22 protein-coding genes are annotated in these 21,956 nt (G+C 73.2%); 1 reads left to right on the top strand and 21 read right to left on the bottom strand.

Annotation, left to right across the window (positions count from 1 at the left end; all coding sequences use genetic code 11):
• From AB0917_RS25965 to AB0917_RS25895, 15 genes are all read right to left on the bottom strand, one after another.
• Positions 1-1,393 (bottom strand): gamma-glutamyl-gamma-aminobutyrate hydrolase family protein (locus tag AB0917_RS25965; RefSeq protein WP_366822081.1); only part of this gene is annotated, 1,393 nt, incomplete at its 3' end.
• 47 nt (positions 1,394-1,440) lie between these two features.
• Positions 1,441-2,262 carry an SDR family NAD(P)-dependent oxidoreductase gene (locus AB0917_RS25960; protein ID WP_366822080.1) on the bottom strand — a complete coding sequence of 274 codons (822 nt, stop codon included), beginning with the start codon at positions 2,260-2,262 and terminating at the stop codon, positions 1,441-1,443.
• A complete protein-coding gene (locus AB0917_RS25955) occupies positions 2,259-3,236 on the bottom strand; it encodes an ACP S-malonyltransferase (RefSeq protein ID WP_366822079.1) in 978 nt (325 codons plus the stop codon). The genes AB0917_RS25960 and AB0917_RS25955 overlap by 4 nt, the downstream gene beginning before the upstream one ends.
• On the bottom strand, positions 3,233-4,726 hold the full coding sequence (locus AB0917_RS25950) for a class I adenylate-forming enzyme family protein (protein ID WP_366822078.1): 1,494 nt from the start codon (positions 4,724-4,726) through the stop codon (positions 3,233-3,235). The genes AB0917_RS25955 and AB0917_RS25950 overlap by 4 nt, the downstream gene beginning before the upstream one ends.
• Positions 4,723-5,571, bottom strand: a complete 849-nt coding sequence (locus AB0917_RS25945) for a beta-ketoacyl synthase N-terminal-like domain-containing protein (RefSeq protein ID WP_366822077.1) — start codon at positions 5,569-5,571, stop codon at positions 4,723-4,725. The genes AB0917_RS25950 and AB0917_RS25945 overlap by 4 nt, the downstream gene beginning before the upstream one ends.
• Positions 5,564-6,778: a beta-ketoacyl synthase N-terminal-like domain-containing protein gene (locus tag AB0917_RS25940; protein WP_366822076.1), complete on the bottom strand. Its 1,215-nt coding sequence runs from the start codon at positions 6,776-6,778 to the stop codon at positions 5,564-5,566. The genes AB0917_RS25945 and AB0917_RS25940 overlap by 8 nt, the downstream gene beginning before the upstream one ends.
• Entirely contained in the window at positions 6,775-7,062 is a 288-nt protein-coding gene (locus AB0917_RS25935; protein ID WP_366822075.1) for an acyl carrier protein, read from the bottom strand. Before AB0917_RS25935 ends, AB0917_RS25940 begins: the two co-directional genes overlap by 4 nt.
• Before the next feature lie 110 nt (positions 7,063-7,172).
• Positions 7,173-7,949: a 4'-phosphopantetheinyl transferase superfamily protein gene (locus AB0917_RS25930; RefSeq protein ID WP_366822074.1), complete on the bottom strand. Its 777-nt coding sequence runs from the start codon at positions 7,947-7,949 to the stop codon at positions 7,173-7,175.
• The gene (locus AB0917_RS25925) at positions 7,946-8,527 is read right to left on the bottom strand and encodes an AAA family ATPase (protein WP_366822073.1); all 582 of its coding nucleotides are present in this window, start codon (positions 8,525-8,527) and stop codon (positions 7,946-7,948) included. Before AB0917_RS25925 ends, AB0917_RS25930 begins: the two co-directional genes overlap by 4 nt.
• A complete protein-coding gene (locus tag AB0917_RS25920) occupies positions 8,524-9,570 on the bottom strand; it encodes a glycosyltransferase (protein WP_366822072.1) in 1,047 nt (348 codons plus the stop codon). Before AB0917_RS25920 ends, AB0917_RS25925 begins: the two co-directional genes overlap by 4 nt.
• A 79-nt stretch (positions 9,571-9,649) precedes the next feature.
• Positions 9,650-10,687: a methyltransferase gene (locus AB0917_RS25915; RefSeq protein WP_366822071.1), complete on the bottom strand. Its 1,038-nt coding sequence runs from the start codon at positions 10,685-10,687 to the stop codon at positions 9,650-9,652.
• Positions 10,684-10,956 (bottom strand): phosphopantetheine-binding protein, encoded by a 273-nt coding sequence (locus tag AB0917_RS25910; RefSeq protein ID WP_366822070.1) that lies wholly within the window; start codon positions 10,954-10,956, stop codon positions 10,684-10,686. The genes AB0917_RS25915 and AB0917_RS25910 overlap by 4 nt, the downstream gene beginning before the upstream one ends.
• A gap of 207 nt (positions 10,957-11,163) precedes the next feature.
• Positions 11,164-12,249 carry a hypothetical protein gene (locus tag AB0917_RS25905; RefSeq protein WP_366822069.1) on the bottom strand — a complete coding sequence of 362 codons (1,086 nt, stop codon included), beginning with the start codon at positions 12,247-12,249 and terminating at the stop codon, positions 11,164-11,166.
• Positions 12,246-13,940 carry a GMC family oxidoreductase gene (locus AB0917_RS25900; RefSeq protein WP_366822068.1) on the bottom strand — a complete coding sequence of 565 codons (1,695 nt, stop codon included), beginning with the start codon at positions 13,938-13,940 and terminating at the stop codon, positions 12,246-12,248. Before AB0917_RS25900 ends, AB0917_RS25905 begins: the two co-directional genes overlap by 4 nt.
• The gene (locus AB0917_RS25895) at positions 13,933-14,571 is read right to left on the bottom strand and encodes a hypothetical protein (protein ID WP_366822067.1); all 639 of its coding nucleotides are present in this window, start codon (positions 14,569-14,571) and stop codon (positions 13,933-13,935) included. The genes AB0917_RS25900 and AB0917_RS25895 overlap by 8 nt, the downstream gene beginning before the upstream one ends.
• A gap of 78 nt (positions 14,572-14,649) precedes the next feature.
• Here AB0917_RS25895 and AB0917_RS25890 point away from each other — a divergent pair, with 78 nt between their 5' ends.
• Positions 14,650-15,579 (top strand): hypothetical protein, encoded by a 930-nt coding sequence (locus tag AB0917_RS25890; RefSeq protein WP_366822066.1) that lies wholly within the window; start codon positions 14,650-14,652, stop codon positions 15,577-15,579.
• A gap of 42 nt (positions 15,580-15,621) precedes the next feature.
• On the opposite strand, the gene AB0917_RS25885 is transcribed toward AB0917_RS25890, so the two are convergent.
• From AB0917_RS25885 to AB0917_RS25860, 6 genes are all read right to left on the bottom strand, one after another.
• Entirely contained in the window at positions 15,622-16,644 is a 1,023-nt protein-coding gene (locus AB0917_RS25885; RefSeq protein ID WP_366822065.1) for a Gfo/Idh/MocA family oxidoreductase, read from the bottom strand.
• Positions 16,641-17,456, bottom strand: coding sequence for an inositol monophosphatase (locus tag AB0917_RS25880; RefSeq protein WP_366822064.1), 816 nt, complete (start codon positions 17,454-17,456; stop codon positions 16,641-16,643). Before AB0917_RS25880 ends, AB0917_RS25885 begins: the two co-directional genes overlap by 4 nt.
• The gene (locus AB0917_RS25875; RefSeq protein ID WP_366822063.1) at positions 17,453-18,838 is read right to left on the bottom strand and encodes an aspartate aminotransferase family protein; all 1,386 of its coding nucleotides are present in this window, start codon (positions 18,836-18,838) and stop codon (positions 17,453-17,455) included. The genes AB0917_RS25880 and AB0917_RS25875 overlap by 4 nt, the downstream gene beginning before the upstream one ends.
• Positions 18,835-20,079: an aminotransferase class III-fold pyridoxal phosphate-dependent enzyme gene (locus AB0917_RS25870; protein ID WP_366822062.1), complete on the bottom strand. Its 1,245-nt coding sequence runs from the start codon at positions 20,077-20,079 to the stop codon at positions 18,835-18,837. Before AB0917_RS25870 ends, AB0917_RS25875 begins: the two co-directional genes overlap by 4 nt.
• 136 nt (positions 20,080-20,215) lie before the next feature.
• Positions 20,216-20,875, bottom strand: a complete 660-nt coding sequence (locus AB0917_RS25865; protein WP_366822061.1) for a bifunctional 4-hydroxy-2-oxoglutarate aldolase/2-dehydro-3-deoxy-phosphogluconate aldolase — start codon at positions 20,873-20,875, stop codon at positions 20,216-20,218.
• Positions 20,872-21,624, bottom strand: coding sequence for a class I SAM-dependent methyltransferase (locus tag AB0917_RS25860; RefSeq protein ID WP_366822082.1), 753 nt, complete (start codon positions 21,622-21,624; stop codon positions 20,872-20,874). The genes AB0917_RS25865 and AB0917_RS25860 overlap by 4 nt, the downstream gene beginning before the upstream one ends.
• Between the last annotated feature and the right edge of the window lie 332 nt (positions 21,625-21,956).

Below are 21,956 nucleotides of genomic sequence, written 5' to 3'. Positions count from 1 at the left end.
CCGGCACCGGCTCGGCCTTCGGGCGGGGCAGGGCGCGCAGCGTGCGCGCGGTCCGCTCCAGCCACAGGTGCGCCCGCGCGGCGTCGCCGGCGTCGGGGCGGGAGAGGCAGAGCAGATGGGTCTCCCCGCGCTCGTGGTCCACAGCCACCAGGCGGTCGGCGAAGATCCAGCCGGCGTCGTCGGCCACCGAGGGACGGGCGAGCGGGGATCCGCAGTCCGCCCGCAACTCGTAGCCGAGATAGCCGACGTAGCCGCAGACGAAGTCGAACGGCAGATCGCGGGAGGGGATGCGGCGCCGCTCCAGCTCGTCGCGCAGATAGTCGAAGACGTTTCCCCTCACCTCGGTGGTGGCGCCGTCGGCGCCGGTCACGGCCACCGTCCCGGAACCGGCGCGGTAGCGGACGGTCTCGGACAGGGGGCCCGAGGCGTCGCCGAGGAAGGAGAAGCGCGACCGGCCGCGTTCCACGCGTGAGCTGTCGAGCCAGAAGGCGTGCGTGCCGGCGGAGAAGAGGTCGCGGAAGACCGTCTCGGTGTCCGGCTCCACCGCGAGGCGGCGGTGGTGCAGTTCGTACTCCGGGGCGGGTCGGGCGGATGCGCGCTCGGCCGGTACCGCAGCGGGGCGCGTAGGTCGCTTTCGCGGACCGGCTGTCGGCGCACCGCCTGGTGGGGTGCCGTCAGGCCGGGGACCGCCGGGCCCCGTGGGGTCGGTCGGTGTGCCGAGGGGCGTGTTCGTGGGGCCGGTCCGCAGCGCGGTCCTCGTCGGGCGCGGCGTACGGGGCCGGGAGACGGCGGCATGGAGGGGGCCGGCCACGGCGCGGGCGCGGGCGAGCCGCACGAAGTTGGCGATCAGCCGGTCGCCGTGCTCGGTGCAGGCGGACTCCGGGTGGAACTGCACCCCCCAACGCGGCAGTTGCCGGTGCCTCAGCCCCATCACCACGCCGTCCTCCGCCCAGGCGGTGGCCTCCAGTTGGGGCGGCAGCGGCTCGGCCACCGCCAGCGAGTGGTAGCGCACCCCGGTGAAATGCTGCGGGATGCCGGCGAACAGCCCCCGCCCCCGGTGGCGCACCGGGCTGAGCCAGCCGTGGCGCGGCTCCCACGCCTGCCGGACCCGGGCCTCACCGGCGAGTGCGAGCCCCTGGTGGCCCAGGCACACGCCCAGGACCGGCAGCGGGGATCGCGCCAGCAGCCCGGTCAGGTGCCCGAAGTCGCCCGGCACGCCGGGGTGTCCGGGGCCCGGTGAGACGACCAGCGCTTCGTACCCCGCCACGTCCGGTCGGAGCAGCACCGGATCGTCGTTGCTCACCACATCGGGCTCGGCCCCGGTGACCGTGGCGATCAGCTGGAACAGGTTGTAGCTGTAGGAGTCGTAGTTGTCCACGAGTAGGATCCGCATGGAGGCTCCGTTGGGTGGTCCGGGGAGATCGGGATGACCGGTGGTGCTCATACGCCCATGGCCAGACCTCCGTCGACGGGGACCACCGCTCCCGTCACATAGCCGGCCGCCTCGGACGCGAGGAAGGCGATGACGGCGGCGACCTCCTCCGGTTCGGCGGCCCTGCCCAGCGCGCTGCCGTCGACGATCCGTGCCCGCCGTGGCGCGGGCAGATCCTCGGTGAGCGCGGTGCGCACGAAGCCGGGCAGTACGACGTTGCAGGTCACGCCGTGCGGCCCCAGCTCGCGGGCGGCCGTGCGGCCGAGTCCGAGCAGGGCGGCCTTGGAGGCCGCGTAGTTGGTCTGTCCCGCCACGCCGAGCACGGCGGCGACCGAGGAGACGAGCACCACCCGGCCCCATCCGCCGTCGACCAGAGCGGGTGCGGCCCGCCGCAGGACGCGCCAACTGCCGGTCAGGTTGGTGTCGACGACGCGCTGGAAGGCCGCGGTGCCGGAGCGGATGAGGAGGTTGTCCTCGCGTGTGCCGACGTTGCAGATCACGATCTGGACCGGCCCCTGGCGCCGCTCGGCGCTCTCGAACGCCCGGTCCACGTCCGCCGACGAGGTCACGTCGCAGCGGACCGCGCCCAGGCCCTCGGGGGCGCCGCCGCCGCGAGAGGCGACGGTCACCCGGTGGCCCTGCTCGACCAGGGCGCGCGCGGTGGACAGCCCGATGCCCCGGCTGCCGCCGAAAACCAGCGCCGAACGCCCCGCCACCGTGGCGCAGTTGTCGGCGTGAGCGTCCGGTGCGCCGGCCGCCGAGGGGCCCGCGGGATGGTCCGGGGCTTCGGCGGTGCGCGTCGGGGCGGTGTGGTGGCGGTCGGACGTCATGGCAACGGCACCACCTTGTCGAGCGGTTGCATGAAGTTCAGTGCCACCGGGACCGCGTCGGGATGGAGGCCGGCGGCCTTCGACAGCACCTGCCCCGGCCCGGTGTCCACGACGGTCTCCACACCGGAGTCGAGAACGGCGCGCATCGCCTCGTTCCACCGCACGGGTGCGGAGAGCTGCCGCAGCAGATCGGTGCGCAGCTCGCCGGGGTCCGTGCTCGGGCGGCCCGTGCTGTTCAGGAGTACGGGCACGGCCGGTGCGACCGGCCCGAGCGCTTCGAGCGCCGGGGCGAGTTCGTCCTGCACCGGGTCCATCAGAGGTGAGTGCGAGGCCACCCCGGCGGTCAACTTCCGTACGCGCGCCGGGTCGTCCGCGGTGGGAGCCTCGGCGGCCCGCGCGGTCACCCAGCGCACGGCGGCCTCGTCGCCCGAGACCACGGTCTGGCGTGGCCCGTTGAGGCAGCCGACGACGGCCGTTCCCGCAGCGGCCGGGCAGTCTGCGCACCACTGGGCCACGCGCTCCGGGTCGACGCCGCTGATCGAGGCCATCAGCGCCGGCCGGCGGCGCGACTGCTCCGCCATCAGCCGGGCACGGCGGGCCACCAGCACCAGTGCCTCCTCGAAGGCGATGGACTCGGCGGCGACGAGCGCCGCGAAGTGGCCCAGGCTGTGGCCGCCGATGAAGGCGGGCGGAGCCAGCCGCTCGCCCAGGTGGGCGCGCAGCGCGGCGCTGCCGGCCAGCGCCGTCGCCACGACCGCCGGGTGCGAGATCTCCGGCGGTGCCAGCTCGGACACCGTGCCCGCGCGGCAGAGTCGGGCCAGGTCGAGCCCCACGGCCTTCTCCGCGCGCTCCAGCACCTCGACCGCGACCGGGAACGCACGGCACAACCGGCGTGCCATGGCCGGGAGATGGGATCCGGCGCCGGGAAACACCAGCGCGTAGCGGCCGGCCGAGAGCGAGGGCAGCGGCGTCATACGCGCACCTCCTGCCACAGCCGGGCCATGTGCACCTTGCCCGAACCGGTCCGAGGCAGCCTTTCGGTCAGATGGAAGCGGGTGGGCACCTTGTACGAGGAGAGCAGCCGTGCGAGATGGCGCCGCAGCTCGATCTCGGTGACGGCCGGCTCGGCCGCGACGAACGCGACGAAGGAGTCACCGGTTCGCCCCGGCACCGCGGGGGCCGCGCTCACCCGGCACTCGCTGACGCCGGCCATGCGGGAGATGGCCCGCTCGACCTCGTCCGGGTCGACCTTCCGGCCGGCCACCGTGATGCGGCGGTCGGTGCGGCCTTGTACCTCCACCAGCCCGGGACCGGGCAGCCGACCGGTGTCACCGGTGCGGAACCAGCCCTCGCGCAGGGCCGCCGGGCCGAGCTCCGGCAGCCCCCAGTAGGCGACCTCGGCACCCTCCTGGCGCAGATGGAGATCGCCGGTGGTGTCCGGGCCGGGGTCGGTGAGCCAGTTGCCGTCCTCGTCGGACAGGCGGGCCGCGACGCCCGGCATCAACCGCATCGGTCCGTCGGGATCGTCCGAGGCGAAGGCGATCTGGCCGAACTCGGTCGCCCCGTACTGGTCGCGCAGGGGGACGCCGACGCGTTCTCGCCAGGCGCCCGCCAGCTCACGCGGCAGCGGTTCTCCGGCCGAGAGACACAACCGCAGGCCGGGGGCCTCCAGCCGCTCGCCGCAGTCGAGCAGGGCCCGGTAGAGGAAGGGCACGCTCTGCATCGCGGTGGCGCCGCTCTCCCGCAGCGCACGGGCCAGTGTGGCCGGTGTGGGCGGATGGGGGGCGAACACCAGGGTGGCCCCGGTCAGAAGCACGGGCAGCAGGGCGGCACCGAAGGCGTACGCGTGGTGCAGCGGTGTGGTGCACAGCACCCGGTCCTCGCGGACGTACCCGGCGCTCGCGGCGAAGGCGGCGGAGTTGGCCAGCGTCACCGGCCAGCTCTTGCCCACCACCTTGGGCAGTCCGCCTGTGCCCGAGGTGACCAGGCCGATGTACGCGGGCGCCCCGGCACGGTCCGTGGAGCCGTCGCCCCCGGCGGTGGCCGGCCGACCGCGGTCGGAGGCCCCCGCGGGCGCCCCGGCGGCCGAAGCGCCGTACCAGCGGCCGACGCCGCCCAGCTCGGCGACCTGGCGCCGTTCGGCGTCGGTGGCGCGGGCGTCGTAGAGCACGACCTCCGCAGAGTTGGCGAGCAGCGCGAGCAGCGTTACCGCGGTGTCGGGGTGGTTGCCGGCGAGCAGGCCGGTCCGGGTCCGCCCGCCCGCGGGCGGGTGGAGCGCGGGGCGGGCGAGCTGGACGCGGTCGTACAGCTCGGCCCAGGACAGGGTGGCGCTCTCGTGCTCCAGCGCCGCCCGGTCGCCGTCCCTCCGAGCGCGCTGCCGCAGCAGCTCCAGCAGATCCGGCGGGGCGGGTGCAGGGCCGGCGGACCCGGTGGTGTTCGCGGGGGTGCGGCCGGGTGTGGTCATGCGCCGCCTCCCGCCACCACGGCCAGCCGGGATCCTCCGCCGGCCAGCTCCATGCCCCGGGTGCCGCGCGAGGCCCGCCACCGGGCCAGGGCGGCGAACGGCGCGGTGACGTCGGCGCCACGGCCGTCCGTCGAGCCCGCCGGGTCGTCCCCGCGGACGGCCGGATGGCTGCCGCCCGGACGCCAACCGGTCACCCCGCCCCAGCTGTTGACCGACCCGCCGCCACCGCCACCGCCGCTGCCGAGAATCGCGGCGGCGGTGGTCAGCAGGGGTACGGACTCGTCGTCGGGCGTGGCGGGCCGCGGCCAGTGCGCGGCGGCCACCAGCACACTGCGGCACCGCCCGGAGCGCACCATCAGCGCGGCGTAGCCGAGCGCGTCGACGCCGGCGGCAGCGCCGGTGAGCGTCACCGCGTGCCCGTCGAGATCGAGGGCGATGCTCAGCTCGCCGGTGAGCGTGTGCGGCGAGTAGTGCAGGAAGCACTCCGGCGCCAGCCAGCGTGGGCCCGGCCCGGCCAGCACCTGGGCTATGTAGGTACCGGTCGCGGCGGTGGCGCCGTTGGAGGCGGTCACACAGCCCATGGTCCGTACCTCGTCGGGGGAGAGCCCCGCCTCGGCGACGGCGGTCTCGGCGGTGGCCAGCAACGCGGGGCGCAGCAGGTCCCGCACGGCCAGCGGGGTGCGCGGTAACTCCTCGGTCCGCCGGGGCAGTCGGGGCACGGGCACCGGCGCGGAGCGAACGGTGAGCCCCACGAGGCCCACGGGCGCCCCGGCAGCTCCCCGCACGGAGGTACCCCGCGCCGGGGAGCGGCTCACGGAGAGGTCGGTCGCGGGGGTGTCAGTCACGGCTGAACACCACCGCCACGTTGGAACCGCCCAGTCCGCAGGAGATCGTCATGCCGACCGACGGCGGTGCCGGTGTCGCCCGGTCGCCGAGGTTCAGATGGTCCCAGCGCGGATCGCGGTCCTCCAGGCCCAGCGTGGGCAGGACCTCCCCGCGTGCCAGCGTGAGTACGGTCATGATCGCCTCCACGGTGCCCGCGGCGCCCTGGCAGTGCCCCAGGGCGGCCTTGGTGCTCACCACCGGAACCTTCGGCAGCCGGTCGCCCAACACCTGCTCCAGCGCCTGGATCTCGGCGATGTCGCCGTGCCGGGTGCCGGCCGCGTGAGCGTTGACGTAGTCGAGCAGGCCCGGTTCGGTCCGGGCGTCGGCGAGCGCGCGCCGTACGGCCTTGGCGACGCCCTCGTGGTCCGGACGCGCGGCCTGACTCGCCTCGTTGCTGCTGCCCCACCCCCGCAACCGGGCGTAGCCGGGGGCGGTGGCGGCCGTCGCCCGCTCCAGGACGATCGCGGCGCCGCACTCGGAGATCCGGATGCCGGCGCGGCGGGTGCTGAACGGGCGGCAGCCGCGCGGATTGAGGGTCCGCAGCGAAGCGAGCCCGTGGAAGGCGGTCTCGGTGACGGTGTCCACGCCACACACCACGACGCGCTCCACGACGCCGTCCCGCAGCAGATCCGTCGCGACCCCCAGCGCGGTGGCGCCGGCGGCGCTGGCGTTGCCCACCTGCACGACGGGGCCGTCGACGAAGGGGGCGCCGTAGGGTTCCCAACCGGCGTCCGGCGAGGGCCTGGCGCCCTCGGCCCAGGCACGCCAGGCCTCGGTGCCGGGGCAGCCGCCGCTGTCGGTGCTGCCCAGGACCAGCGCGGTCGGCACCTCCCGGGCGCCGGCGCCCTCCCGCGCGTCGGCGAGCGCGGCCGTGACGGCCCGGTGCAGCAGGTACGGCAGCCTGGCCGCGTCGCCGGGGGCGGGTACGCCGGGCTCCTCGGGCACGAAGCCGGCGATCCGCGTGCCGGTGCGCGAGACGTCGAAGTGGGTGACCTCGCGGAACTCGCCGTCGCCCGTGCGGCAGACACGCCACAGGGCCTCCGTGCCCACGCCGCCCGGGGTCAGCACCCCGAGTCCGGTCACCACGGGGGCGCGATCGGCGTCGGCTCCCCTCTCCGCGACGCCGGCGCCCTCGGCTCGCGGGGTCGCCGCTCCGGCGGTACTCACGGCGACTCCGCGGGTGCGTGGCCGTGGGCGTCGAGGTAGCGGACGAGTGCGTCGACGGAGTCCGCGATGTCCCACAGCTCTCCGTCGGCGATGCGCTCGACCGCGAAGTCCCGTTCCAGTTCGGCGAGTACGACGACGATGTCCAGGGAGTCGATGCCCACGTCGTGGAACTTCTCGCCGCGGTCCAAGACGTGGGCGAGCTGGGCGCCGATCCGCGCGCCCAGACGGTCGCGCACCAGCGCTTCCGTCCGGTCGGCGGCCGGAGCCTGCCGGTCGTCCTGCATAGTCTCTCCTCTTCCGTGCCCGGTGTCCCTCCGGCTGTCGCCGGTCGCGCGTCCGAAGTCCTGCGTACGGCGTCCCGCGTCGGTGCCCGCTGCCTCCGCGCCCGGCGTCGTCACGTCCGGTGTGCCGCGGGCCGTCCGCTCAGCTCCCGCCCGGCGTCGGGCCACCCGAAGCCGGCGCTGTGCAGGTGGATGTCGTGTCGGGTCGCCACCGCCGCCGCGTAACCGGACAGCCGCGCCGGTACGGTCCGCACCGACCAGCCGTCCAGATCTCGCGGCCCGGCGACCATCAGCCCTCCGTGCTCGTCCAGCCGTGCGCCGATACGGGCCAGCGCGGTGCCCAGCCCGAGCTCGGCCGCCTTGGCGTACGCCTCGGCGCAGGCCCACGCGGTCAGCACCGCGGGCCGGGCGCGGCCGGCCGGCAGTGTCCGCCACCGGTCGTGGTCGGCGGGCGCGAACACCCGCCGCGCCAGCGCACCGAGATCACCGGCCGCCCTGCCCGCCTCGACGTCCACACCCACGCGGTGCTCGCCGTGCGCCACCGTGACCGCGGCCAACTCGGCCGAGTGCGACAGCGAGAGGGCCAGATCCACGCCGGGCAGTGCCAGCCGTACCGGTCCGTGGTCGGCCGCGCCGCACCGGGGGCAGGCCACGCACAACGGAACCCGGTCCGGCCGCAGCCCCAGCCCGCGGCCCAGCATTCCTCGCAGCACCCCGCGGGCGACGGTGAACCGGGCGCGCGCCACATCCGTCATCCCCGCGCCCCGCGACCGTTCCTCGGGGCTGAGCAGCGAGGCGTAGCTGCGCGCCGAGCCGGGGGTGACGCGCTGCTGCCAGAGCCGGGCCCGCCCCGGTCCCGGCAGGACCACGCGGGCGTCGGGCCCGTTCACGGGTCCCCGTCCAGCTTCAGCAGGTGACAGATCTCCTCGACGGTCTCCGCCGCGCTCTGGCCGGAGGTGTCGAACCAGTGCCCGATCCGGGGCGTCTCCTCGCGGAAGGCGGTGTCCAGCGCGTCCGCGCTCCAGCCGCCCTCGCCGTACGCCTGGTGGGTGCGGGCCGCGTCGCGTGCGCCGACCACCTCCGCGCGCGGCGCCAGGACGACCACGTGCACGGTGAGGGTGTCGCCGAGCATGGCGACGAACTCCTCCAGATGGCCGCCGAGGATGTTGTCCTCGGCGATCACCAGGAAGCCCTCGGCCGCGTAGGAGCGGGCCAGATACGCCAGGTGGCGCAGTCTCAGCCCGTACTGGAGCAACGCCTGCGGCTCCCGCGCCGGGGACATCTCGACCCGGCCGGAGACCACCATGCGCCGCAGCACGTCACCCTCGATCAGCACGGCGCGGTCGTGGCGCCCGGCGAGCAGCGCGCCCACGGTGGACTTGCCGCTGCCGGGGATGCCGGTGACCACCACCACGGGCGCGGAGGAACCGGATCCGGGGCCCGAGGCGGCGGGCGCGGGCGTACTCACGAGACCGACGCCTTCGTACGGGCGCGGTCGGCGGAGCCGTGGTGGACCTGCCACTGGAGCGGTTCGTCGCGGAAGGTCAGCACCTCCACCACCGCGCGGTTGACCAGCGGCTCGACCTTCTGGAAGGAGCGCTTGACCACCTTGGTGCCCCGCTCGCCCAGGCCGTCGGGCAGGTGCTGCTTGATCTGCTCGAAGAGCAGCCACTGCCGGCCCTTGCGGTTCTTGGTGACGCGCTCCACGTAACTGGGCCTGATGCCGTACTTGTTGGCGAAGTGCCGCAGGGTGTCCTCGGTCCAGGCGTCGCTCCACCGCAGCATGAAGTAGGGCAGGTCGGTGAGGGCGAAGGGCGGCGGCATCCGGTAGGTGATCACCGAACCGGGCTCGAACCAGACCGTGCCGCCCGCGTCCAGCACCCGCTGGCTGAAGTCCAGGTGTTCACGGGTGGTGAGCAGGCCCTCGTCCATCCCGCCGACCTGCTCGAAGACCGAGCGGCGCACGAGCGCGCAGTGGAACTCGATGATGTCGCACCGCTGGCGACGCAGCTCCTTCTCCGGCACCTCGGTGACGTGTTTCATGAAGTAGCGCTGGGTCTGCTTGAACTCCCGGGTGCCCCAGACACCGGAGAACTCCATGTCGCCACCGGCCATGTGGACCACCTGCTCCTCCAGCGGTCCGTGCAGATAGAGCGGGCCGACCATGGCGGCGTTCTCACTGTCCGCGCAGGCCACCAGTGGTTCGAGCCAACCGGGCGTGTAGTCCACGTCGTTGTCGAGGAAGACCACGTACTCGCTCGTGGCGAAGCGCAGTCCCACGTTTCGCGCGCAGTTGGGCGAGACGTACTTGTTCAGACGGATCGCGGTGAAGCCCAACTCGTCGCCGAGCCGCTTGAGCCGTTCCCACCGGTCCCGGGGCGAATTGACGTCTACGTACACCACGTCGCAGGGGAGTTCCGTGTGCTCGTAGAAACTCCTGAGCGACTCCTCCGCGTAGGAGAAGCGCTCCCGGCTGGTGATGATGGCCGTTACACGGGGCGAGTTGTCCATGTCTGCTCCAGGTTCACCGGGGGAGAGGGTGGGCGCGTACGGGGCTCCGTCGCGGCGGGGTTCCAGGCCGACCTGTGGCTCAGTCGCCTCGAACGGTGATCAGCGAGTAGTGGCCGTAGGTGGGCAGGGCCACGCACTCCCCGAAGCCTGACTCCGCGAGCAGCGAGGCCAGTTCGGGCAGGGTGCGCAGTCGGCCGCCGGTCATCACGGCCAGGGCCAGCGAGTAGCCGGCCGCCGCGTCCGAACCGTGCCGGGAGTCGTCGAGCAGAACCTGGTGGATCAGGAGCCGCCCGTCGGGTGCGAGCGCCTTGCGGGCCCGGCCGAGCAGGGTGCGGCAGCCCTCGTCGTCCCAGTCGCTGAGGACGTCGGCGAAGAGCACCCGGTCCTGCTCACCCGGCCAGGGCTCGCCGAACATGTCGCCGGCCCGCAGCCGTACGCGCCCGGTCAGCCCCGAGTCCTCGATCAGCCGGACGGCCTGGCGCTCCACCACCGGCAGGTCCAGCACCTGTGCGGTCAGCCGTGGATGGCGTCCGGCGAGGGCGAGTGAGTACGTGCCCACGCCGCCGCCGATCTCCAGCAGACGGGTGCAGCCGCTGAGATCGAGGTGGGCGGCGAGCGCCGCCGCCGGTCCGGCGGAGTGCGCGTGCATGGCGCGGGCGAACAGCTCGCCGTGGTGGCGGGAGCGGTTGTGGGTGTCCCAGATTCCCTTGCCCCGGTAGCCGTACGGCGTCCCCTCGGTCACCAGGGTGCGGACGGCGGTGCAGCGCTCGTCCCAGCCGAGCCGGAGCATCGGGCCCCAGTGGCGGGCGGTGCCCGGCAGCAGGAAGGCCTGTGCCGTGGCGGTCGGGTGGAACGCGCCGCCGTGCACGACGAGCAGCCCCTGCGCCGCAAGGGCGTTCAGCAGGACCGCGGTGCCGTGCGGGTGCAGTCCGCGGTCCGACGCCAGCGCGGCGGCGGACGACGGTCGCTCGGCCAGCGCGGCGAACAGTCCGAGGCGGTCGGCCACGGCCACCGCGGCGAGCCGGTACTGCGACGCCAGCACATCCATCATCAGGGCGTCGTCGGGAGGCGCCGCCTCCGCTTCACCCACAGGCAGCAGCGGGCTGTCGGACGTCATCGGGTGCCGGCCTCCGCGATGCGAGAGGAAAGGGTTTCGACGAGCTCCCGGACGGTGGTGTAGCGCATCGGGTCGATGTCGTCGTTCTCGAAAGTGAGATCGTGTTTCTGCTCGAAATGGCTGAAGACATAGGCCATGACGATCGAGTCCAGCTCCAGGACGGAGACCGGGTCGTCCAAAGCGATTTTCGCAGCGCGGTCCGATGCGGTATCGCACTGCTCCACCAGGACCGTGCGGATTTCCTGAAGAATTTCGCCGTCCGAACCCATACCACTGCTCTCCTCATCGAAAGCGAACAATGATTCACCGGTGCGCCGGACAGGTCGGCGCGGCCGGACGTGACCAGACGCTATGCCCGGACGGGGATGCTGTCAACGGTTTCCTAAAATCTTGGAATTGCGGTAGGAAACGCCTTTCAGGCCCCATGGTATTTAACTCCACAGGGCCTTGTGAATGGTGTTCAGTGACTCGTCCGATTACCCGAGGGGAGATATATCCAGCTTCTCCAGAGGCATTCCCGCGCCGAAGCACCACTGCGTCTCGCCGAGCAGTCGCCGCGTGATGTGCGCACCGTCCGCGTCGACGGCCGGCGGGCGCTCGCTCCCGTGCCAGCGGTGCATCTCGTCCAGCAGCCCGTCCAGGCTGTCGGCGAGCAGCGAGATCTCCTCGTGCGCGACGCCGTAGACGCCTTCGGCCTGGAAGCGGTGCAGGCCCATCATCAGCAGCCCGAGCTTCTGGGCCCGCGCCGCCGCGGTCAGCGCGGCCGTGGAGACCCGCCGCACGGACTCCTGGTCGGCGTCGGCGAGCGCGTGGCCGAGCAGGAACAGCTGCGGCTGGATGTCGCCGAGCACCAGGACGTCCATGCCCTTGGCGACCAGGGTCGACAGCGGCCCACCGGACCACACCCGGCCGTGCAACGCCCGCAGTTCGGCGATGTCCTCGGCCAGCGCGGGCAGCGAGGAGGGGAGCAGCGCCTCGGCCATCTCCTCGGCACTGCGGGCGTGCGGTGGCGCGATGTCCTCGACCAACGCGACGCGCGAGCAGGACCGCCGCAGCTCGTCATCGACCTCGACGGTCCGGCGGTAGCCCTCGGCGGCCGGCGCGTCGGTGTCCAGCAGGTGCAGGCCCCCCTCGTTGAGCCGGTGAGCGAGCACCATGTGGTGGTGGAAGTGCTCCCGGCCCTGGTACTGGTCGCCGGCCCAGTGGTAGCCGTCGGGCATCAGCACCACCGGCGCGCCGGCCTCCAGCGTCTCCGCGACCAGCGGCCACTGCCGCGCGCCGTCGCCGAACTCGGTCAGATGCCAGCGCGCTGTGCACGCGGGGAATTCGCTCATCGGCCCGAACCACGTGCCGCGCCGCACCAGCTCCAACGGTACGGCCAGGCCCTGGGCGATCTCCCTGCTCCCGTAGCCGTGTCCCACCAGCACCGCCTCGACCGAGCGCAGGAAGCAGCCGAGCCCGTCGAGCCCGATGTTCTTCCAGCCCAGGGCCACCGTCGGGTCGAAGGCGTACTCGGGCGCGCGCGGTGTCGCGGCCCGGGGTGCGGGAATGTGGTCGCTCACGTCGTCCTCCTCGTGTTGCGCAGTACGGTCGCCATCAAGGTCAGAGTCGGGTTGTGCGCCCCGGAGCCGGGGAAGAGGCTGCCGTCGGCCGCGAAGACGTTGTCCATGCCGTGCAGCCGCCCCTCGCCGTCGGTGGCGCCGCTGTGCGGATCCCGGCTCATGCGCATCCCGCCGAGCGTGTGGAAATTGCCCGGCACGAAGGCCGGCTCGTCGGGGAAGGCCGCCGAGCGCGTCTCGGGCAGGGCCGCGACGGCGTCGGCGCCGGCCGCGCGCAGCAGCCGCGCGAGCCGGGGCAGATAGAAGCGCTGGGCCGTGGTCTCGTGTCGGTGCGGAGCCCAGCGGATACGGGGCACGGGCACGCCCCGCCAGTCCCTCAGCCGCGGGTCCAGCGTCACCGTGTTCTCCCGCTGGGGTACGTCCTCGCCGTGCATCTGGACCCCCAGCAGCCGGTCGCGCAGCGGGCTTTGGCCCATCAGGCGCTTGAACGCCGCCCCGTACGGCACCTCGGTCAGCTCCGGAAGCAGCCGCCGGTAGACGCGGCCCTCGGCCACCCGCCCCAGTGGGGTGGAGCCGAGCTCGACCACCCCGCCGCGGAAGTAGGGCAGCCCCGCGGCCTGCGCGGCGGCACGGGCACCGGGGTGGTCGGGGTCGGCGAAGTCGTCCAGCGCGTGGGTGATGTTGCGTCCGTGTTCCCCGCGTACCCGCTCGGAGGCGAACAGCCCGTAGGCGACCGAGTACCAGTGGAACATCAGATACCGTCCCACCAGCCCGCCCGGGTCAGGGAGTTCGGAGAGCAGCGCCAGCCGGCAGCTCTCCACCGCCGACCCGGCCAGGACCACCCGGCGGGCGGGCAGCTCGTGCTCATGACCGTCCGCGTCGCGCCACACCACCGAGCGGGCACGGCGGCCGTCGTACCGGACCCGGGTCGCGGTCGCCAGCGCGATCACCTCGGCACCGGCCAGCACCGCCCGCCGTAGCGGCACCAGCGCACTGCCGCGCGACTGGTTGGGGCAGCCGTACCCGCAGCAGGCCCCGCAGTCGAAGCAGGCCGGGCGGCCGCCGTAGGGACGCGAGTTGGCGGCCATCGGCATCGGGAAGGGCCGCAGCCCCAGGGTGCGGGCCGCGGCGGCGATGCGCAGCGAGGAGGACTGGTCCGGCCCCGGGGGCATCGGGAAGTCGCCCCCACGCGGCGCATGCCGCAGGGTGGGGGAGTCCGGCAGCAGCGCCAGCGACCCCTGGACGCCGAGGATCTTCTCCATCTCGTCGTAGTAGGGGGAGAGTTCGGCGTAGTCGAAGGGCCAGTCGACCACGTCGGCGTCGGGCAGCGGGCCGAGCAGCGAGCGCTTGGCGAAGTCCAGGTCCCACAGGCGCGGGGTCTTGGCGTCCCAGTGCACCGAACCACCGCCCACGGTGGCCGGCAGCGCGTTGACGAAACCGGTGTGGCGACCGCCGCCGGGTCGGCGCTCCTCGTAGACCCGGGGCTCGGCCAGCACATCGGGGTACTCGAAGCCCCGTATCGGCCCCTTGACCTCGTCGGAGGAGAAGCGGTGCGAGGGGGCCGGGGCGGCGAGGTCGTCGAAGTGGCTGGGGCCGCGTTCGAGCACGGTGACGTCCCAGCCGGCTTCGGCGAGCACCATCGCGGCCACCGAGCCGCCGGGGCCGCTGCCGACCACCACCGCGCGCTCAGCCATCGTCGCCGCCCAGGACCACCTGGCGCGCGGCGGCCGTGAAGTCCCGCAGGAGCGCGGCGGTCTCGTCGCCGTACGGGGCGGGAGCGCGGCCGGTTCCGGTGCCCGTGCCGGTGGTGCGCTCGGAGTGCGCCGTGCGACCGGTCGGGTGCTCCACGGTCAGGGGGGTGGCCCCGGTGCTGCGGCCGGAGGCCGGGCGCCCCCGGTAGACCGGGTCGCCGTAGGTCCCCTCGATGGCGTGGTCGAAGAGCAGACCGCGGAAGGCGTGCGCCCGAGGGTCGCGCAGCGCGCGATGGCGCACCTCGACGTCGGCGGCGGCGAAGTCCCCGTCGGCGAGCCGGTCGAGGAGAGCCGTGCCGTCGCGGTAGGCGGCCTGCAACTGCCGTACGCGGAGCAGCCATCCGTGCCGCTGTTCCGGCGAGAGCGGTACGTGGGCGCTGCCGGAGCCGACGGCGTAGATCAGCGGCGGGTCGACGCGGAAGGCGCCGAGCAGCCGGTCGGCGTACCGGACCGCGTCCGCCTCGCGCGCGCCGGGCTCCCGTTCGCCGGGCAGATCCGTCGGCCCCGGAACGAGGAGCGCCATCGCCTCCCGCACCACCTCCGCTCGGGCCGGGGTGAAGTGAAGCCACGTCAACTCTTCTATTTCTGTACTGATTTGAGGATAATCAACCGGTACGTCCATGCTCTTCCCCTTTGGCTGAAGGAGATCCGTATGAGGCAGACCGAGACCGACTCGCCCCAGGGAGCCGCGCGCTCCGGCGGCGCCGCCACCGCGTTCACCGTCGCCCGCGGCCTCTTCGGCGCTCGGGTACCGGACTTCACCGGGAGCCACGACGTGGAGGTACACAGCCTGGTCTCGTCCGACCACGTGCCGCTCTACCTCTTCGCGGTGAAGTCGCTGGCCCGGTGCTGGCCGGAGGTCACGCCCGTCGTGCACGACGACGGCACGCTCACCGCCACCGACACGGCGCGGCTCAAGCGGCTCGTCCCCGGCGTACGCGTCATCGGGCGCGCGGAGGCCGACGCCCGGGTGGCCGAGCTGCTGGCGGATCACCCGGTGCTCGCCGCCGTGCGGCGGAACAACGTGCGCATCCTCCAGCTGGTGGACTACTTCCTGCTCGCCGAAGCCCGGTCGGTGGTGAGCATGGACAGCGACGTGGTCTTCCTCGACCGCCCGCGGCGACTGATCGAATGGGCCGCCGCACCCGTGCGGGAGCGCCCCGCCTTCCTCTACTCGCCCGAGTTCGGCTGGGAGCCGCAGGGTGTGCACTGGATAGCCGACCACCTGCCGGGCGTGGCCCATGTGCCCTACATGTGCTGCGGATTCTCCGCCGTGGACCGGGTCCGCTTCTTCGACGCCGACTTCCTGGAGAACACCCTGGCCGGGCTGCCCCGCGAGATCAGCTTCGCGCCGCGCTACGTGACGCAGATGTCCTACTCGCTGCTCGGCGGTCGGCTCGGCACCGCGTCCCAGAGCCTGGAGGAGCCCTACCGGTCGGGCCGCCTGGAGTGGCTCCCGGACCGGGAAGACCGTGTGATCTGCCACTACTTCGCCTCCCATGAACGTTCCACGGCGCTGGACAACCTGACCGAAGAGGCACCGCTGCTCACTCGCGCGATCGGGCTGCCCGCCGCCGGCTGAACCGGGCGGTGCGTGCCGCCCCGGCGGCGGCACGCACCGTGCTCACAGCGGCACTTCCGAACCGCCCGCGGCGGCGGACGCGTACGCGCACTCCACGACCCGGGCGGTCTCGACGATCTCCGTCGCCGGCCGGTGCCAGGAGGCGGGATCGGCGAGCACCTGGCGGAACTCGCGGTACATCGGCGGAAACCACTCCAGGTGGGTCTGGTCCTTGCTCGGGGAGACCAGGTTCCGCCGGTAGGTGCTCCCGCCCACGGTGCCCTCGACCACTCCGTCGTCGATCCGCAGCCGTCCGCCGGACCCGTGCACCGCGTAGTGGTTGGAGCGCACGCCGCTGATCCAGCTCAGCGCGATCTCGCAGTACGCGTCGCCGAAGTCCAGCCGCACCTGGGCCTCCTCGTCGACCGCCAGCGGGTCGCCGCCGGCCCGGCCGACCGTGCAGGAGACCGTCTTGGGCGGCCTGCCGAACAGCCGCAGAGCCATGTAGACGCAGTGGGTGCCGTGGTCCAGCAAAATCCCGCCGCCCGCCAGTTCACGCGAACGGCGCCAGTCGGGCGCGAACCCCGCGACACCGCGGGCGTGGCGGTCGCGCAGGATCCGGAAGACCGCCGACTCCAGCCGCCCGATCCCCGCCTCCTCCACCGCGGCCGACAGCTCCCGCATCACCGGCGACGTCCCGTAGTTGTGGAACGGGAAGAGCAGCCGTCCGCGCGAACGCGCCAGCTCCACCAGGCCGCGCGCCTCCTCACCGGTGACCGCGACCGGCTTCTCGCAGATCACATGGGCCCCGGCGGCGAGCGCCGCCCTGGTCTGGGGTACGTGGAACACCGGCGGGCTGCAGATGTCCACCACGTTCAGCGAGGCGCCGGTCGGCGATGCGAGCAGCTCCTCCAGCGAGGCGAACACGCGCCCTCCGTCCAGCAGTCCGGCCGCCCGCGCCCGGCTCCGCGCGCCCGGCTCCACCACGGCGACGACGTCCGCGCCGGCCACCGAGCGGTAGCCGGCGAGCCGTGCGCCGCCGGAGGTGCCGAAGCCCGAAAGGGCCACCTTCAAAGGGGTGCTCACGCCGCGCCTCCCGTCGTCCGGGCGGGCGGCCGTGCGCCGCCCGCGTCCACCAGCCGCGCGTGCACCGCCGGCGCGGCGGCGATCAGGTCACCGGCCGCAGGTTCGAAGGGCGTACCGCCCCAACCGGTCACCACGCCGCCGGCCTCCTGGACGAGCAGCGCACCCGGAGCGGTGTCCCACACCTCGATGCCGAACTCCAGATAGCCGTCGTAGGCACCGCACGCCGTGCGGCACAGACCGACCGAGGCGCTGCCCGGCTCGCGGATCTCGAAGCCGCCCCGCAGCAGGCTGTCGGCGACCGAGCGCTGCGCCTCGCGCACCACCCCCGCCGTACCGAAACCCGTACCGGTCAGTGAGCGTCCGGGCGCCTCCCGCGTCACCGCTATCCGCCGTCCGTCGCGGTACGCGCCCTGCCCGGCGAGGGCGGTGAACCGTGCGCCGGAATCCGGCAGCACGACGCAGGACAGGACCGTCACGCCCTCCTCGACCAGCGCGAGGGCGACCGCGTAGTCCGGCAGCCCGCGCAGGTAGTTGGTGGTGCCGTCCAGCGGGTCGACGATCCAGCACGGAGCGCCCGGGAACACGTCGGCGCCGGCCTCCTCCGAGATGACACCGAACCCCGGGGTGCGTTCGCGCAACACGTCGAGCACCAGCCGTTCGGCGGCGGTGTCGGCGTCGCTGACCAGCGAGTCGTTCTTCTTGGTCGCCACCTCGTGGCGGGAACCGCGCCGCCGCAGCAGCTCGTCGGCCGCCCCGGTGGCCGCCTCCTCGGCGACCGCCAGCAGGGCGGCCGGATCGAGTGCGTGGCTCATCGGTCCTCCCCGGTGGAGTTGAGGACCTCGCAGATGATCCCCACCGCCGTCTCGGCCTGCTGCGGGCCGATCGCCAGCGGTGGGTAGAGCCGCAGGGTGTTGCCGCCGAGCATGACCAGCACCCCGGCCTCCATCAGCTGGAGGTAGACGCGCTGCACCAGGCTCTTGGGCGCCGGCTCGCGGGTCTGCTTGTCGATCACCAGCTCGATCCCGATGGCCAGGCCCGCGCCGCGTACGTCACCGACGAGCGGGGCGGTCTCGGCCAGCGGCCGGAGCGCGGCGAGCATCTCCCGCCCGCGCTCGGCGGCGTTCTCCACCAGCTTGTCCTGGACCAGGATGTTCGTGGTCGTACCCACCGCGCGGCATGCCATGGGGAAGGCGCCGAAGCTGGACGAGCTGGCGCTCGGTTCGGAGAAGGGCTCGGCCGCCATGGTCCGCGCGGAGGCGATCACCCCCGTCACCGGGTAGCCGCCGCCCATGCCCTTGCCGACGGTCAGCACGTCGGGCCGGACGTCCTCGTGCTGGTAGGCGAACGGGGCGCCGGTCCGCCCGAAACCGGTCATCATCTCGTCCGAGATCAGCAGCGCGTCGAATTCCTCGGCCACCTCGGCGAGCGCGGAGAGGTAACCGGGCGGAGGCACGACGTTCCCGGAACGTCCCTGCACCGGCTCCACCACGATCGCGGCGAGCGCGCCGGTGCTGTTCTCCTTGATGACGTCGCGGGCGTGGTCGACGCAGGCGAACCCGCACTCGGGCGCCCGGAGTTGGAAGGGGCAGCGGTAGCAGTTGGCGTACGGCGTGGAGAAGTAGCCCGGCGGCAGCGGTCCCAGCCCCGAGCGCGCGCCGGCGGTGAGCGCCAGCGAGCCCATCGTCTTGCCGTGGAAACCGCCCCAGAAGGACAGGAACTCGTGTTTGCCGGTGACCGACTTGGCCAGCCGCAGCGCGGCCTCCACCGCCTCGGTGCCGCCGCTGTAGAGCTGGATCGTGTCCAGATCCTCGGGCAGGAAGTCCCGCAGAACACGGACCATCTCCAGCCGCGCGGGCGTCCCGAAGGCGCCCGCGGTCGCCCGCCCGAGCTCCTGTGCCATCGCCTCGACGTAGCGCGGTTCGGCGTGGCCCAGGGAGTTGACGCCACCGGCGCCCTGGAGGTCGAGGACCCGGTTGCCGTCGACGTCCGTCAGCTCGGCCCCGTCGGCGGACTCCACACAGAGCCGGGAGAGCAGCATGACCGCCTGGAGACCCGGGCCGATGACTTCCTGCTCCTCGGCCCAGTGGCGCTCGGTGGCCGTACGCGGGTGGCGCATGCCCCAGCCGTGGTCGGCGCCCGCGGGCGCTCCGGGCGCGGGGGCTCCGGTGGAGACGGGCGGTGTGATGCCGTTCATGACCGCGCCTCCAGGGCCTCGCGCGTCCAGCCCTCGGCCACCAGCGCCTCGAACCCGCTGCGGGCGGCCTCCAGTGCCTGGTCGATGTCCGCCTCGGTGGTGGCGGCGGAGATGAACCAGTGGTGGTTGGGGTGGAAGAAGACGCCCTCGGCGATGGTCGAGGTGTAGAACACCCGCTTCGCGCGCTGGTTGTCGTCCTCGCTGCCCATCGCGAAGTCCAGGAAGGGCATGGGCGGATGGCCCACCACCTCGACCGCTGTGCCGCTCTTGGCGGCCAGTTCGCGCAGTCCGTTCTGGAGCCGCTCGCCCAGCCGCCAGATGTGCGCGAGATGGTCCCCGGAGCGCAGCTTGCGGATCGTGGCCAGCGCCGCGGCCATGGCGTCGGCGTTGGAGTAGTAGGTGGAGGAGATGTGCACCTTGCGCAGCGTGCGCAGTACGTCGGCGCGACCGGTCAGGGCCGACACGGCGTACCCGTTGGCGAACGCCTTGGAGAGCGTCACCAGGTCCGCGGTCACGCCGTAGTATTCCTGCGCGCCGCCGAGCGCCAGCCGGAAGGCCGAGCGGATCTCGTCGAAGACGAGCAACGCCCCGTACTCACGCGTCAGTTCGCGTACGCCTTCCAGGAAGCCGGGCTCGGGGGCCTCGACCATGAAGGGCATCATCACCACACAGGCGATGCTGTCCGGGTGACGCTCGAAGAGCGCCCGCAGCGAGTCCAGGTCGTTGTAGGTGAAGGTGTCGATCAGCGCGCGGCCGGCCTCCGGGACGCCGGTGTCCCACTGGGCGCACCAGTCGTGCCAGCCGTTGTAGCCCCAGCGCACCACCCGGTCCCGGCCGGTGAACGCGCGCGAGAGCCGCACCGCCGCGCCGGTCGCGTCCGAACCGGTCTTGAGCAGCATGCCCATCTCGGCACCCGGGATGATCTCCAGGATCTCCTCGATGAGCTCGGTCTGCACCGGCTTCATCAGGCCCACCGCGAAGCCGCGCCGGATCTCGCGGACCACGGCGTCGTCCACGTCCGGATCGGCGTGGCCGAGGATCACCGTGCCGTAGGAGAGGAAGAAGTCGAGGTACTTGTTGCCGTCCACGTCCCAGAAGTGGGCGCCCGCCGCTCGTTCGGCGAAGACGGGGTAACGTCCCTCGACCATCTGGTCCGAGGCGATGACGTTCTTTCTCTTGGCTGCCAGAGCATCGATCTGCTCGGCCCTGCGGTCGAGTTCGAAGGACCGGTCCAAACGCACGTGATCTTCCTTTCACCGAGCAGGCCGCAGCTCCCCGCCGCCGCACGGCGACGGGCGAACCGCGGATGAGGAAGTGCGGACGAGCGGGCTGTACGCGAACAGCCGGCGGTGCCGGCGACGGCTGCGGGGCAGGCCTTCAGCGGGAGCCCGGCCGGGAGGACCGGGCGACCTCCAGCAGCGCGTGCGAGCGCTCCCCGATACCGGACAGCTCCCCGCCCCGCAGGGAGTCGCCGATCAGCGGCCTGCCGAGAGCCGCCGCGTGCGCCCCCACCGCGAAGTACTCCGCGAGGTCGTCGGCGGTGATGCCCCCGGTCGGCACGATCGGGATGTCGGGGAACGCCATGGTGAGCGAGGCGAGATAGGCCGGTCCGCCCATGCGGGCGGGGAAGAGCTTGACCAGCGCCGCGCCGAGCCGGTGCGCCTCCATCACCTCCGTGGTGGTGAACGCCCCGCACACCACCGGGACCCCCAGCTCGCCCGCCGCGGCGAGAACCTCGGGAATCACCCCCGGGGTGAGCAGGTAGTGCGCCCCGGCGTCGACCGCGCGCTTCACGGTGTCGGCGTCGCGGATGGTGCCGGCGCCCACCAGCGCCGCCTCGGTGGCGACACTCTCGCTGAGCGCACGCAACGCGTTCGGCGAGGTGAGCGTGATCTCCACGGCGCCGATGCCCGCCTTGCCCAACTCCTCGGTCACCTGCGGCACGGCGGGCGATTCGGGCTCGGTGATCATGGCGATCAGCGGATCGGCGGACAGCCGCCGCACGAGGTCGGCGGGGGTGAGCCGGGAGCCGCTCATGCCTGCTTCTCCAGCACCAGGATCTGCCGCCGGGTCTGCCGTACGACCGGCGCCTCGGGGTCGGGCAGCGCGCGCAACTCCCGTACCAGCGGCTCGACCCTCTCCTCGTAGACCGAGTCGTCGACGGCCCACAGGTGGTAGAGCATCCGCTGCTCCAGGCCGGAGGCGATCGTCTCCGGGCTGTGCTCGTGCGTGGCCGCCTCGAGCTCACCGATCTCCACCGCCTTGAAGCCGACCGACTCGGCCAGTGGCACGATCCGGTCGGCGCGGTCATCCGCCTCGGCGGTACGGGACTGGATCGTCTCCATGATCTGGCTGACCGGGTGGTCGTCGAAGAGGATCATCCCGGGGATGACGACGTAGCGTCCGCCGGGCTTCAGAACCCGGTGTACCTCCGAGAGGCCCTTGCGGAGATCACCGACGACATGGGTGACCCAGACGCTGTACGCCTGACTGAACGTCTCGTCGGGGAACGGCAGATCCTCCAGCGAGGCGGCGGCCACCACCTGGCCGACCCGGTCCACCGCCTTGGTCAGCATGGAGTGGGAGAGGTCGATCCCCACCACCCGGTAGCCCTGCTCGTGGAGGGCCAGTGCGACCACGCCGGTACCCATGCCCGCGTCCAGGATGAGTTCGCCCTTGGACGTGCGGGAGGCCACGGCGGGAGCGATTCTCCGCCCTCGTGCCTCACCGCCCCGGGTCTGGTCGTAGAAGTCCGCCGCCGGCGAGAAATTGACCGAGGACTGCATATCCACCTGTCTCCATCTACTCGTCGTCAGTGCATGGAAAGGGCTGCGTGAAAAAGCAGGACAGCCTTCTGCCGCTACTTTTCGGTGTGATGCGCAAGGTGCGGGCAGAGATGTTCACATCCGGCACACCGCCGGCATCTCTTCGCGCATCCCGAACGCCGGCGGTGTCGGACCGACGGACTGCCGAGAGGCGGGACAAGGGGCACCCGGGCGAGGCCCTGGCAGGGGACCGGTCGCGGGGGGGGGGGGGGGGGCCGCCCCCCCCCCCCCCCCCCGCCCCCGGCCCCCCACGCGGCGGGGGCGCGGCCGCCGCCGCCGCAGGGGCGCGGGGC

It is taken from the genome of Streptomyces sp. NPDC007346 (assembly GCF_040703535.1).
In the GTDB taxonomy this organism is placed as follows: Bacteria; Actinomycetota; Actinomycetes; order Streptomycetales; family Streptomycetaceae; genus Streptomyces.
This window is presented reverse-complemented; position numbering and strand designations above follow the sequence as displayed.